The organism is Rhizobium sp. WSM409, assembly GCF_057653825.1.
This window is the reverse complement of record NZ_CM172794.1, coordinates 2459779-2472035: the sequence shown is the minus strand read 5'-3', so window position 1 is coordinate 2472035 and position 12257 is coordinate 2459779. Positions and strand designations below refer to the sequence as shown.

11 protein-coding genes and 1 other annotated feature are annotated in these 12257 nt (G+C 62.6%); of the genes, 8 read left to right on the top strand and 3 right to left on the bottom strand.

What is annotated here, in order from left to right; all coding sequences use genetic code 11:
- Positions 1-182 precede the first annotated feature (182 nt).
- The 4 genes from AC25BC_RS12410 to AC25BC_RS12395 all read left to right on the top strand — a co-directional run bounded on the left by AC25BC_RS12410 (position 183) and on the right by AC25BC_RS12395 (position 4663).
- Positions 183-1940 carry a phospholipase D-like domain-containing protein gene (locus AC25BC_RS12410; protein ID WP_017994444.1) on the top strand — a complete coding sequence of 586 codons (1758 nt, stop codon included), beginning with the start codon at positions 183-185 and terminating at the stop codon, positions 1938-1940.
- 280 nt (positions 1941-2220) lie between these two features.
- On the top strand, positions 2221-2598 hold the full coding sequence (locus tag AC25BC_RS12405; protein WP_012757943.1) for a response regulator: 378 nt from the start codon (positions 2221-2223) through the stop codon (positions 2596-2598).
- Positions 2599-2674: 76 nt separating this feature from the next.
- Positions 2675-2926 carry a hypothetical protein gene (locus AC25BC_RS12400; RefSeq protein WP_012757942.1) on the top strand — a complete coding sequence of 84 codons (252 nt, stop codon included), beginning with the start codon at positions 2675-2677 and terminating at the stop codon, positions 2924-2926.
- A 144-nt stretch (positions 2927-3070) separates the two neighbouring features.
- Positions 3071-3126, top strand: a sequence feature (sul1 is cis-regulatory element that is thought to sense ions involved in sulfur or methionine metabolism; They are found in Alphaproteobacteria).
- Positions 3127-3196: 70 nt separating this feature from the next.
- Positions 3197-4663, top strand: a complete 1467-nt coding sequence (locus tag AC25BC_RS12395) for a SulP family inorganic anion transporter (protein WP_012757941.1) — start codon at positions 3197-3199, stop codon at positions 4661-4663.
- Positions 4664-4800: 137 nt separating this feature from the next.
- On the opposite strand, the gene AC25BC_RS12390 is transcribed toward AC25BC_RS12395, so the two are convergent.
- Positions 4801-5724 carry a LysR family transcriptional regulator gene (locus tag AC25BC_RS12390; RefSeq protein ID WP_012757940.1) on the bottom strand — a complete coding sequence of 308 codons (924 nt, stop codon included), beginning with the start codon at positions 5722-5724 and terminating at the stop codon, positions 4801-4803.
- 100 nt (positions 5725-5824) lie between these two features.
- Here AC25BC_RS12390 and AC25BC_RS12385 point away from each other — a divergent pair, with 100 nt between their 5' ends.
- A complete protein-coding gene (locus AC25BC_RS12385) occupies positions 5825-6697 on the top strand; it encodes an NmrA/HSCARG family protein (protein ID WP_012757939.1) in 873 nt (290 codons plus the stop codon).
- Positions 6698-6996: 299 nt separating this feature from the next.
- On the opposite strand, the gene AC25BC_RS12380 is transcribed toward AC25BC_RS12385, so the two are convergent.
- On the bottom strand, positions 6997-7734 hold the full coding sequence (locus AC25BC_RS12380; RefSeq protein WP_012757938.1) for an SDR family oxidoreductase: 738 nt from the start codon (positions 7732-7734) through the stop codon (positions 6997-6999).
- 93 nt (positions 7735-7827) lie between these two features.
- Here AC25BC_RS12380 and AC25BC_RS12375 point away from each other — a divergent pair, with 93 nt between their 5' ends.
- From AC25BC_RS12375 to AC25BC_RS12365, 3 genes are all read left to right on the top strand, one after another.
- Positions 7828-8739, top strand: a complete 912-nt coding sequence (locus tag AC25BC_RS12375; RefSeq protein WP_012757937.1) for an AraC family transcriptional regulator — start codon at positions 7828-7830, stop codon at positions 8737-8739.
- 82 nt (positions 8740-8821) lie between these two features.
- Positions 8822-9631 (top strand): class I SAM-dependent methyltransferase, encoded by an 810-nt coding sequence (locus AC25BC_RS12370; protein WP_012757936.1) that lies wholly within the window; start codon positions 8822-8824, stop codon positions 9629-9631.
- 438 nt (positions 9632-10069) lie between these two features.
- Positions 10070-11320 carry an MFS transporter gene (locus AC25BC_RS12365; protein ID WP_012757935.1) on the top strand — a complete coding sequence of 417 codons (1251 nt, stop codon included), beginning with the start codon at positions 10070-10072 and terminating at the stop codon, positions 11318-11320.
- Between the two features lie 79 nt (positions 11321-11399).
- On the opposite strand, the gene AC25BC_RS12360 is transcribed toward AC25BC_RS12365, so the two are convergent.
- Complete coding sequence (locus AC25BC_RS12360) at positions 11400-12227, bottom strand: RDD family protein (RefSeq protein WP_012757934.1); 828 nt, start codon at positions 12225-12227, stop codon at positions 11400-11402.
- Positions 12228-12257: the final 30 nt, after the last annotated feature.

Below are 12257 nucleotides of genomic sequence, written 5' to 3'. Positions count from 1 at the left end.
CAGCGCCGGTCGTCGACGATCGAGCCAACGATTGACGACTGTGCGACAGGGGCAACGTCCCCGAACGCGCTTGCGCCATACCGCCTCTTCCCTGCACCTTCTGCGCGCAAAATTTCACCGACATATCTCCTTACTGTCACGGAACCGTGCTAGATTTCGCCCGATTTCCAGGGGAGGCGGGCATGGATACGGATTTTCGTGTGACCGGCGGGAATGCGGCTGCGCTTTTTGCGCTGACCATCCATCGCGGCGACGGCATGGTGCTGATCGGCATGGACTGGAAGAATGGCCGGCCGCCTGCCGATTTCGTTGGTTTCGCCATCCAGTATCGTGAGCCGGATACTGATTTCTTCAAGACGGTGCATAACCGCATCGGCTTTCCCGGCCAACTGGTTCCCGAAGATGGCATCCGCACCACGGAAGCGCCGATCCAGAAGTTCCGATGGGTGCATTTTCCCTTCAATGCCGATCTGCCCGGCAAGTTCACCTACCGCGTCACGCCAAAGTTCATGGATGCCGCGGGCGCGCTGACATCGGGCGAGGCGCAGGAGGCGGAACTGGCGCTGATGCGAGAGACCATTCCCGGCAAGCTCAACGTCGCCTTCACCCGTGGCTTCGTCTCGTCGCAGGCCTTCGTGCGCAATTTTGCCGCCGGCGGACCCATCATCACGCTGGTGCCACCGGATGGCGACCAGGGACTGGACTTCGTGCCGACCCATGCCGATGCCGAGCGGGCGCTCGCCTGGATGGGCTTCGAGGCGCGGGCCGAAACGCTCGATCTGCTCGACAGGGCGCACGCTGCCGGCGCCGAAGTGCGCGCCATCGCCTATGACCTCAACCTGCCCGAGGTGGTCACCCGGCTGGAAGCGCTGGGGCCGAAGCTCAAGATCATCATCGACGACAGCGCCAGCACCAAGGGCCATGGTCGCCCGAATTCGCCGGAGACAAGGGCGGCGGAGCGGCTGATCGCCTCGGCGGGTGCTGCCAACGTCAAGCGCCAGCATATGGCCAACCTGCAGCATCAGAAATCGATCGCGGTCAGCGGCGGCGGCATCTCGACCGTGCTTTACGGTTCGACCAATCTCAGCTGGCGCGGGCTCTATGTACAGTCGAACAACAGCCTGGCCGTCCACAGCGACAAGGCGATCGAGGATTATTTCACCGCCTTCGAGAGCTATTTTACCGCCAAGCGCGCCGACCATTTCCGCGCCTCGCCAAGTTCTGCCGGCTGGATCGATCTCGGCCTTGACGGCGTCGACGCCAAGGTCGCTTTCTCTCCGCACAGCGACGCCAATGGCCGGCTGGACGAGATCGGCGCAGATATCGATACCGCGCGGTCCAGCGTGTTCTTCTCGCTCGCCTTTCTCGGCCAGATGACCAAGGGGGCGATCGGCCCGGCATTGGGGCGCGCCCTGGAGCGCCCCGATATGCATGTGATGGGCATTGCCGATGCCGAGGTGCGGGCCGGCAATCTGGGCCTGACCGTGCTCACTCCTGACAACCGTCGGCGGGTGGTACGGTCGGCGGCGTTGACGGGCAACGTGCCGCCGCCCTTCGTGACCGAACCCTCGGGCCTGTCAGGCATCGACGGCAAACAGCGCGGCACGCGGATGCATCACAAGTTCGTCGTGCTCGACTTCGACAAGCCGACGGCGCGGGTCTATCTCGGCTCCTACAATTTCTCCGAACCCGCCGATGATGAGAACGGCGAGAACCTCGTCGTCGTGCGCGACCGAACGGTTGCGACCAGCTACATGATCGAGGCGCTCAGGATGTACGACCACTATATCTTCCGCGTCGCCTCCGAAGCGAGCAACGGCCCGGCCCGTCCGCTGGAGCTCAAACACCCGCCTCAGCCCGGCGGCACGCCCTGGTTCGAACGCGACTGGACCGACCCCATCCGCGCCCGGGACCGGGAGTTGTTTGCGCGGGCGGAGTAATGTCGCTGGTCAGGATGGCCCTTGAACCTCAACCATTCCACGCGGGTGATTTCGAAAGGCGGTCCTTCGCTTTGGGGACGATGGCCTTGTCCGTCGAAGAGTATGAAAAGTGGCTGTCCGCATGGCCGAAGGGCCATGGAGCACCTGACATCCCGAAGTCAAATTAATACTTTGCCGGTTGCCAACATATTCTTCTCAAGGTGGAAACATTCCGGGGTCGGTTGCGTTTTACCCGCTACCGGCAGTGCGACCGACATCCCGTCTAGGAGGAGGCTTATTCATGAAGGTAATGATCGTCGAAGATGAGAATTTTATCGCTCTGGAGCTCGAACGCATTGCGCAAGAGGCAGGACACCAGACTATCGGGCCGGTATCGACGGTGGAGCAGGCTCTCGCCCACGCAAAAAGAAGCGATGTCGCGCTCGTCGATCTCAGTCTCTCCGATGGGCTGAGCGGCTCCCAGCTCGCGCGGCGGCTGATCGACCGCCATGGGGTTGACGTGATCTTCGTGACCGGCAGTCCCGAGAATGTCGGCCACGGTATCGAAGGCGCGCTCGATGTGATCTCCAAGCCCTTCACCGATGAGAGGATCGCCAGCGCGCTCTCGCGGGCGGAGGAGCGACGCAAAAACTTCGACAGCAGCAAGGCTGCGTTCTGAACAGCATCAAGGCTGCGTGTTATAAGAGGAAATCGACGTCGCTCAGGCCGCTGCGCCTGCCCGAGGAGAAGTCCGAATGAAATACGCGCTCATTGCCGTTCTCTTCGCTCTCTCGGCCTGCGCCAGCGCCGGGGATCCGCAACCTCTTCCCGGCAGCCTCACCTATGGCGGAAAGGTTCTCCGTTCGCCTTACCGTCCGGGAACGGTGGTCAAGAATACCTTTCTTGGCGATTTCGGTTACCGTGTGTTCGAGACCTATGTCGTCCAGCCGGACGGGACGCTGAAGCTGACCTCACAGAGCACCGGGCCGGACTTCCTCTGGCAGTGAGGACTTCCGGTTCCTCGGCGTCCAAGCGAAGGGGTGAGCAGAGTGCCGTCCGGTGAGAGGATGACGGCTCGCGTTTTCGCTTTCGTCCTTGGCAATTGAATGTTGCGCTGCAGTAAAGATCTCGTCTATACCGCAGGCATTCACCACGGACCCGGTGAGATCCCGGGTGGCTCTTCTGGCCGCCGATCCGCCAGACAACGCAAAACCTGCATGCCATCACGCGACCGCTCGAAAGAGTGGGGCCGGCTATGCTTTGCGAGAATCCTTCCTATGTTGCTTTCCTCCATCCGTCGTGATTGGTCCGCCAATCCCATGCGCGAAATGCTTGCCGGAGCGGTGGCGACCTTCGCCCTCATCCCCGAGGTGATCGCCTTTTCCTTCGTGGCGGGGGTCGATCCCGAGGTTGGTCTGTTCGCCTCTTTCGTGATCAGCATCGTCATTGCCTTTACCGGTGGACGCCCGGCGATGATTTCGGCGGCGGCCGGGTCGGTGGCACTGGTCGCGGCACCGCTGGTGCATGCTCACGGCTTGCCCTATCTTTTTGCGGCCGGGCTGCTGGCGGGGTTAATCCAGATCGTCTTCGGCCTGCTGCGGCTAGGCGTGCTGATGCGCTTCGTGTCGAAATCGGTCCGCACCGGCTTCGTCAATGCGCTGGCCATTCTGATCTTTGCCGCGCAGATGCCGCATATTGTCGGCGCCGGCTGGATGGAATATGCCGTGCTGGTTGCCGGGCTCGTCATCATTTACCTGACGCCGCGGATCACCACGGCGATCCCGTCGCCGCTGATCTGCATCCTGATCCTGACCGTCGCTTCGCTGGCGCTCGGGCTTCCCGTCCTCACCGTTGCCGACCTCGGCAAGCTGCCGGATTCGCTGCCTGTTTTCGGCTGGCCGGCGGTGCCGCTGACGCTGGAAACGCTTCGGATCATCGCCGGACCCGCATTTGCCATCGCCATGGTCGGGCTGCTGGAATCGATGATGACGGCGAGTGTCGTCGACGATCTCACGGATACGCCGAGTTCGAAGAACCGCGAATGCACCGGTCTCGGTCTCGCCAACGCGGCCGCGAGCCTGTTCGGCGGCATTGCCGGCTGCGGCATGATCGGCCAGACAGTCAGCAACGTGAAATATGGCGGGCGCGGCCGGCTCTCGACGCTGTTTGCCGGCGCGTTCCTGCTGATCCTGATGGTGCTCCTGAAGCCGTGGGTGTCCGAGGTTCCCGTCGCCGTGCTGGTGGCGATCATGGTCATGGTATCGATCGACACGTTCGACTGGTCGTCGCTTAGATCCGTTGTGGTTCATCCTCGGATGTCGAGCGCCGTGATGGTGGCGACCGTCATCGTCACCGTCTTCACCGCCAACCTGGCGCTCGGGGTGACGGTCGGCGTGCTGCTCAGCGGCGTGTTCTTCACCTTCAAGGTTGCCAGCCTGCTGCGGGTGGACGTCGCGCCCGACACAACGACCGGGCGACTGACCTACCGCGTGTCTGGCCAGGTGTTCTTTGCCTCCGCCGACGTCTTCGTCGAAGCCTTCGACGTTCAGGACGCGATCGGTAGGTCCGTGCTGATCGACGTGTCCGAAGCGCATTTCTGGGACATCACCGCCGTTGCCGCACTCGACAAGGTCGTCCAACGGTTCGGGGCGCATGGCATTGCGGTGGAGGTCGTCGGCCTCAACCAGGCGAGCGCGACCTTGATCGGGAGCCTCGACAGCAAGGTGGTGCTGAAAGAGGTGTGACGGCGCGAGCGAGGGCGGATTTCCTCGAGCATGATGCCGAAAATTGTGAGCGGTTTTCGGACGACATCATGTTCTGACTATATAATGTAGAACAGGATTCAAATTTTTGGGCCGACCCGGCCTAAAATCTTCCTGTTCTAGCGCGAGACGATTGCGAAATCATCGCCCCCGCCGGTTCCTGTGGCGTTCAGCCGTCTGACGGCCAGTTCAATGAATGCCTTGACCAAAGGCGGCAGGTGTCGGCTGCTGGGATAGACGACATGCAAGCCGCCGGCCGGGGTCGTATAGCCGTCGAGAACACGGCGCAGCCGCCCGTCCTTGATGCAGGCTTCGGCGAATCGGTGCGGCAATTGGGCGATGCCATGGCCGGCGATCGCGGCGGCCATCACCGCCTGCATCTCGTTGGCGGCGAAGCGGCCCGAAACCGCGACCGTTTCCTGACCGTGCGGACCTTCCAACAACCATTGCGCATGGGCAGCCTGGCCGGCGATGACGCAGTCGTGGCGGACCAGATCTTCAGGTGCAGCGGGCGGGCCGCGGCGGGCGAGATAATCCGGGCTTGCGCAGAGAAGGCGGTGCAACGAGCCGAGTTTGCGGGCGACCAAGGTAGAATCTTCGAGGATGCCGGTGCGGAAGGCGAGGTCTATACCGCTTTCGACGAGGTTCAGCCTGTCGTCGGTCAGGCGCAGTTCGACCCTCGCCTTCGGGCAGGTCGAAAGAAATTCGAAGATCGCATCCTGGAGGAAGTGGCCGCCGAAGCCGACTGGTGCCGATATGCGGATCGTGCCGGCAGGCTCCGCACGCGCTTCCGCAAGCCGCTGGTTGGCTCCCTCGATCGTGCGCAGCGCCTGGCTGCTTTCTTCGTAGTAGAGACGCCCCGAAGCCGTCAGGTTGAGGCTGCGGGTCGTGCGCTGCAGCAGCCGCACGCCGAGTTCGCGTTCCAGCGCGGCGATGCGGCGGCTGACCGTCGTCTTCGGCATGCCGAGCAAGCGCGCGGCGGCGGTGAAGCTGCCCGCTTCGACGACGCGGGCGAAGATCATGATATCGTTGAGATCGAGCATTGTATCCTTGGTTGGCACGATGTTTTCCAATTATATGCCATTATGGTTCAATGCGACAGGCCCTAACTTTGCTGCATCAGTCACAACAAGGAGCAGGCAGATGAGCAACACACGAAGCGTACTGGTCACAGGCGCCACCGGCCAGCAAGGCGGCGCGGTTGTACGCGCGTTGATGACGCGGGGACACCGCGTCAAGGCGATCACCCGCCGGCCCGAGAGCGACGGCGCGAAGCGGCTGACCGCGGCAGGAGTCCAGGTCGTCGCCGGCGATCTTGACGACGCGGCATCCGTGGCGGCAGCAGCAGAGGGCGTCGACGCGGTGTTCCTGATGGGCAACAGCTACGAAGCCGGAACGGAGGCGGAAACCCGTCAGGGCATTGCCGCCGCCGATGCGGCAAAGGCCGCCGGCATCGGCCACCTGATCTATTCCTCCGTCGCCGATGCCCACAAGACGACCGGCATTCCGCATTTCGACAGCAAGTATCTCGTCGAGAAGCACATTGCAGGCCTCGGCATCCCTTACACGATCAGCGCACCCGTCGCCTTCATGGAGAACACCGTGGCGCCCTGGGCGATCGACGGGCTGCGCCAGGGCGTCTATGCCGCAGCGCTGCCGCCCGCCCGTGTGCTGCAACAGGTCACCATCGATGACATCGGCGCTTTCGTCGCGACGTTGGCCGAGAGGCGCGAGCAAGTGTTCGGCAAACGTTTCGACATCGCGGGCGACGAATTGTCGGGCGAGCAGCAGGCGAAGATCTTGTCCGAGGTGTTCGGCCGCCCAATCACTTACCGGGAATTGCCGATCGCGGCGATACGGCAGCAGAGCGAGGATACGGCGCTGATGTTCGAATGGTTCGACCGTACCGGTTACGACGTCGATCTTGCCGCCCTGCGCCGCGATTTTCCTGAGGTCGGCTGGCACAGCTACGCCGACTGGGCGAAGGGGTTCGATTGGAGTGTGGCGGCTTGGTGAATTCGCTGTGACACCGGTGATCTGACCGGTGTCACCGACAGGTGATGCCTTGATGGCCTTCGCCACACCCTCCGTCATCCTCGGGCTCTACATTTGAGCCGAGGATCCATGCCACGGCCGCTTACGGGTGCCGCGTGGATGCTCGGGTCAAGCCCGGGCATGACGGAGAGCAGGGGGCATGTCCGAACTCTACATCGCAGAATTGAAGAGCGCTGGACCGGCAGATCGATCGCTTCCACGCCGCATGGCGATTGTCCTGCTGTTCAAGATAGACAGGAGCCGCCGCTGCCAACGATACCTCACGCCTGAGCGGTGGGCCTAACAACGATGTCGCTGATATCGACATCGGCGGGTTGCTCGATGGCGAAGGCGATGGCGCGGGCGATGGCATCGGGTGAAATCGCCATCTCGTCCATGCGCTTTGCCATCTCGGCCTTGATCTCTGGGCTGGTCATGGAGCCGGCGAAATCGGTTCTTATAAACCCCGGCGAGATGTTGGTGACGCGCAGATGCGGGCCGGCCTCCAGCCGCAGGCCCTCGGCGATGGTGCGCATGGCGTTTTTCGTGCCGGCATAGACGGCCATGGTCGGCTTGATGATGAGGCCGGCGGTCGAGAGCGTGTTGACGAAGTGGCCGGAACCCTGCCGGCGGAACACCGGCAAGGCTGCGGCGATGCCATAGAGCGGGCCCTTGATGTTGACGTCGATCATCTCCTCCCAATCCTCGACCCGCAGTTCATCAAGAAGGGAGATGGGCCCGATGCCGGCATTGTTGATCATTACGTCGATCCTGCCATAGCTGTTGCAGGCAAGCGCCACGAGAGCTGTGAGGTCCTCGCGCTTTTTCACGTCCATGGCGAGGCAGATGGCCTCGCCGCCTTTTTCGGCGATGCGTCGTGCCAGGGCCTGCAGTCGGTCGGCGCGGCGGGCTCCAAGCACGAGCTTTGCGCCGCGCTCGGCCAGCAGCAGCGCCGTGGCTTCGCCGATGCCGCTGCTGGCGCCCGTGATTGCAATAACCTTGTCCTTGATATCAGACATCTTCGTTCTCCTTTGTGCCTTTGAGGATTGCAGGTGCTGCCTGGAGAATCTATGCTAGTTGCTCCATGATTTCGTCTAGATCGTCCAGAACCCATGATCGATCCCTTGTCCGATGTCTTTTCGCTGCTCGACATAGAGAGTGCGCGCTGCACACGTTTCGAGGTCGGCGGGCAATGGGCGTTTCGTTTTCCAGCCAAGCCCGCGCTCAAATTCGTTGCTGTCCTCCGCGGCGCGTGTTCGATCGTTCTGCCGGGTGAGCCGCCATTTTCGCTTGTCGCGGGCGACACCTTCCTGCTTGCCAATGCGCCCGCCTATGTGATCGCCAACGATCTCGATCGGGAGCCGGAGGACGGGATCGCCTTCTTCGACTGGGAGCATTCCGACATCGCCCGGCACGGCAGTGACGAGACCGCGCTGATCGGCGGCACCTTCGTCATCGGAGGCGGCAACGCCCGGCTGCTGCTCGACGCGCTGCCGCCGTTCATTCATATCCCGGCCAGCGACCGCGCCGCCGCGCTGCTCAGCACTACGCTCGCAACCCTCGACGACGAACTCGAGGCCGGGCAGATGGGCTCGACGCTGATGACGCGGCGCATGGGCGACATCCTGCTCGTGCAGGCGCTGCGGGCCTATGTCGGCCGGAAGGGTGCTGCCGAAACGGGATGGATCGGCGCGCTGACAAATCCGCAGATCGGCGCGGCGATCAGCCTGATCCACAACAGCCCCGGCCATCGCTGGACGGTCGAGGCGCTGGCGACCCGGATCGGCATGTCGCGCTCCGCCTTTGCGCAACGCTTCAAGGAACTGGTCGGCGTTGCGCCGCTCGACTATGTCACGCGCTGGCGCATGCATCGCGCCCGCGAAGCCCTGCGCCGAGAGGATGTCTCGGTCGCCGGCCTTGCCGCGGCACTCGGATATTCCTCCGAAAGCGCCTTCGGAAACGCGTTCAAGCGTGTCTTCGGGCGCGCACCGAAGCGCTACTGGTCGGACGCGAAGATCGGGTGAGAACGGCTGTTCCGCTTGCTAGGGTTGCTGGGGAATCCTATTGTCCGGCGGCGGACCATCGTCCTTGAAGGGGGAGACTTCAATGCCGTCGAGTTTCAATGTCGAAAGTGCGGATGGTTATGAGCGGCTGATGGGGCGCTGGAGCAGGAGGCTGGCGCCGATGCTGGTCGATTTCGCCGGTCTCGCGGATGGCGATCGCGTGCTCGATGTCGGCTGCGGCACCGGCAGCCTGGCGTTCACTTTGGCGGAAACGCCCGGCCTGGAGGAGATCGTCGCTATCGACTATTCGCCCGTCTTCGTCGAAGCGGCCAGGCGGCGCAATACCGACCCGCGCATATCCATCCAGCAGGCCGATGCCTGCGCGCTGCCGTTCGAGGACGGCCGCTTCGACAGGGCGATGTCGCTGCTTGTACTGCATTTCGTGCCGGAGGCGGGAAAGGCGGTATCCGAGATGCGCCGTGTGGTGCGCCCGGGCGGCGTGGTTTCCGCCGCCGTCTGGGACCATTATGGCGGCATGTCCGGCATGCGGATGATGTGGGATACGGTGGCGATGCTCGACGAGAACGCGCTGGCGATGCGCCGCAGATATTGTTTCCAGCCGATGATGCGGCGGGGGGAAATGAAGGAGAGCTTCATCGCGCAGGGCCTAGCCGATGTCGAGGAGACCTCGCTGTTGATCCGGATGGAATATCTTTCCTTCGAGGATTACTGGGATCCGATCGCCTCCGGCGAGGGACCGCTCGGCAAATATGTTGCCGGTCTGGACCCGGCGAAGCGAAAGGCCGTCGATGCCGCCGTCAGGGCCGCTTATGAGGCTGGGGAGCCGAATGGGCCGCGGTCGTTCGCGTCGGTGGCGTGGGCGTGCCGGGGCAGGGTGCCGGGCGGTGGATAGCGGTGTGTGATGCCGGCGACGGTTGATAGACAGAGAGTTTGCGCCACGTCCAAGAGAGCCTCATCCTGAGGCGCCCCGAAGGGGCCTCGAAGGGCGGCGCGGGCGCGCCGGCGTCAAATGGACACACGGAGCAGCGTTGCGGCGTGTCCTTCGAGGCTCCGCCCTACGGGCTCCGCGTCTCAGGATGAGGGATGTTGGAGGATGCCGCGCCCAAGGGCAGGGCGCAGCACGGTCGTATGCCTGCGACAAGGAGCCGCGTGGGACGTCACCCGATCACGGCAATCGTGATGGAACACGGGCAGCATTGCTGACGTTATTGCCCGCTGTCGCCGACTGCAAACGCAGCCGCAACAGCATCACCCGCCCGTTTCGGGCACCCCTTCCGACGGCATCCGGAATTGCCCGCCTCGCCGCCGCTTTCGGACGGAGGAATATCAGATGTCCGCTTTGGAAAGCCTGCGCCGGCTGACGCCGCAGCAGCGCAACACCGTCATCGCCAGCTATCTCGGCTGGACGCTCGATGCCTTCGATTTCTTCATTCTCGTCTTCGTTCTCAAATATATCGCCGAGGAATTCCACACCGACGTTCCTGCCGTCTCGGTTGCGATCTTCCTGACGCTAGCCATGCGGGCGCTCGGCGCGCTGATCTTCGGGCTGGCGGCCGACCGTTACGGGCGGCGCATCACGCTGATGGCCGACGTGCTGCTTTATTCGCTGTTCGAATTCCTGACCGGCTTCTCCACGGGGCTCACGATGTTTCTCGTGCTCCGAGCGCTCTACGGCATCGCCATGGGTGGTGAATGGGGCGTCGGCGCCTCGCTTGTTATGGAGACGGTGCCGGAGGAAAGCCGCGGTATCGTTTCCGGCATCCTGCAGGCCGGCTATCCCTCGGGCTATCTGATCGCCTCGATCGCGTTCTTCCTGCTCTTCCCGGTCATCGGCTGGCGTGGCATGTTTTTTGTTGGCGCGGTGCCGGCGCTGCTGGTGCTCTACATCAGACGCAATGTCGAGGAGAGCCCAGCCTTCCTGAAGCGGAAGGCCGAGGGGCGCCGGCCGTTCCTGACGGTCTTGCGCGAAAACATTCCGCTGTTCATCTGGGCGGTGCTCCTGATGACGGCCTTCAACTTCTTCAGCCACGGCACGCAGGATATCTACCCGACCTTCCTCGAGACCCAGCGCAACTATTCGAGCTATACGGTCGGCGCGATCGCCATCGTCTACAATATCGGGGCGATCTGCGGCGGGCTGTTTTTCGGGGCACTGTCGCAGCGGATCGGCCGGAAGAAGGCCATCGTCATCGCCGCACTGATCGCCGTGCCCGTCGCGCCGCTCTGGGCCTATGCGCCGGGGCCGGTGCTGCTCGCCATCGGCGCTTTCCTGATGCAGTTCTTCGTCCAGGGCGCTTGGGGCATCGTGCCGGTGCATCTGAACGAACTGTCACCCGACGAGGTGCGCGGCACCTTTCCTGGCTTCGCCTACCAGCTCGGCAACCTGCTGGCCTCTGGCAATGCTACGCTGCAGGCGGGGCTGGCCGCCCGCTGGGACGGCGACTATGCCTATGCGCTCCTGATCGTTGCGGCCGTGGTGGCGCTCATCGTCGCGGCCCTTGCCGGCTTCGGCTACGAGAAGAAGGATGTCCGCTTCGGCACGGAGGAGGCCGAGGAACCGCATGGCGCGATGCGAATCTAGCGCTGCCTGCGGTTACGAAGGCCGGCGGCAGTTGTCGCCGGCCTTTCTTTGTGCCCTGTTGCCCGATCCCGGATGCCTTTCAGGCACTCACCACCTTGCAGGCGCAGATGCGATCGTAAAATGTCTGTCCCTTCCAGACGATGAACGGCCATACCCACCAAGCCACGACCGCTATAGTCCAGATAAAGTACGATTTGGCGGTGCCATGGTCCTCAGGCGTGTATCCGCTGCGGAACATTCCAAGCAACGCGTCGAAGTCTTCCGTGGGATAGACCGGGAGCAGCGAGATTGCGAAAACGGCGGCGCTGAAAAGAAGATTCGGGCTGAATTTCAGGATCTCGCGTTTAAACGCGGTGCCGAAGTCGGGATTTTTTCCATCGACGGATTGGACTCTCAGGAAGAAAACCGCCTTTCCGAATGTGCGGCGGCTATTGGCAGAAAAACAGGCGAAAGCCAAGGCTATCAGTGCGGTGTTGGCTATGCCTGACATCAAGCTGGAATATGCAGGTATGGTTTTGGTCAGTGGATAGTTGTTTGCGTCGATAGGGATGGTTAGCACCTGCGCCGGTGTCACGTAGTCCCAAGGCTCGATTGCAACATTTATTTGCAAATATTTCTGTTTTCGCCAATCGATTTGACTTACCTCGCAAATCTCACTGGTGCGAATTTCCGTGGCTCTCAACGGCCATCCCGCGTCAATTCGCTGTGCAAGTTGATCGGGCACCGCCTCGCTGCATTCCATGGAAGTCCGGCCGTGCAAAAGGAAGTCCAAGGGAGAAATCGTTGAAAAGTAGTAGACGGCTATGAGGATGGCAGCCTGAAAGATGATGATGTCGACGGTATAGGCAGCGAAGCGTCGCCAGAAGTGGCGGGAAGGCAGAGGCGGCATCTGCGGTGTAGTGTCCATGTCGCCCCCAATGTCCACGCTACCTGATCC

What these genes read in the sequence shown, in the direction of transcription:
- AC25BC_RS12410 (WP_017994444.1), top strand. Translation starts at nt 183, where the DNA reads ATGGATACGGATTTTCGTGTGACCGGCGGGAATGCGGCTGCGCTTTTT.
- AC25BC_RS12405 (WP_012757943.1), top strand. Translation starts at nt 2,221, where the DNA reads ATGAAGGTAATGATCGTCGAAGATGAGAATTTTATCGCTCTGGAGCTC.
- AC25BC_RS12400 (WP_012757942.1), top strand. Translation starts at nt 2,675, where the DNA reads ATGAAATACGCGCTCATTGCCGTTCTCTTCGCTCTCTCGGCCTGCGCC.
- AC25BC_RS12395 (WP_012757941.1), top strand. Translation starts at nt 3,197, where the DNA reads ATGTTGCTTTCCTCCATCCGTCGTGATTGGTCCGCCAATCCCATGCGC.
- AC25BC_RS12390 (WP_012757940.1), bottom strand. Translation starts at nt 5,724, where the DNA reads ATGCTCGATCTCAACGATATCATGATCTTCGCCCGCGTCGTCGAAGCG.
- AC25BC_RS12385 (WP_012757939.1), top strand. Translation starts at nt 5,825, where the DNA reads ATGAGCAACACACGAAGCGTACTGGTCACAGGCGCCACCGGCCAGCAA.
- AC25BC_RS12380 (WP_012757938.1), bottom strand. Translation starts at nt 7,734, where the DNA reads ATGTCTGATATCAAGGACAAGGTTATTGCAATCACGGGCGCCAGCAGC.
- AC25BC_RS12375 (WP_012757937.1), top strand. Translation starts at nt 7,828, where the DNA reads ATGATCGATCCCTTGTCCGATGTCTTTTCGCTGCTCGACATAGAGAGT.
- AC25BC_RS12370 (WP_012757936.1), top strand. Translation starts at nt 8,822, where the DNA reads ATGCCGTCGAGTTTCAATGTCGAAAGTGCGGATGGTTATGAGCGGCTG.
- AC25BC_RS12365 (WP_012757935.1), top strand. Translation starts at nt 10,070, where the DNA reads ATGTCCGCTTTGGAAAGCCTGCGCCGGCTGACGCCGCAGCAGCGCAAC.
- AC25BC_RS12360 (WP_012757934.1), bottom strand. Translation starts at nt 12,227, where the DNA reads ATGGACACTACACCGCAGATGCCGCCTCTGCCTTCCCGCCACTTCTGG.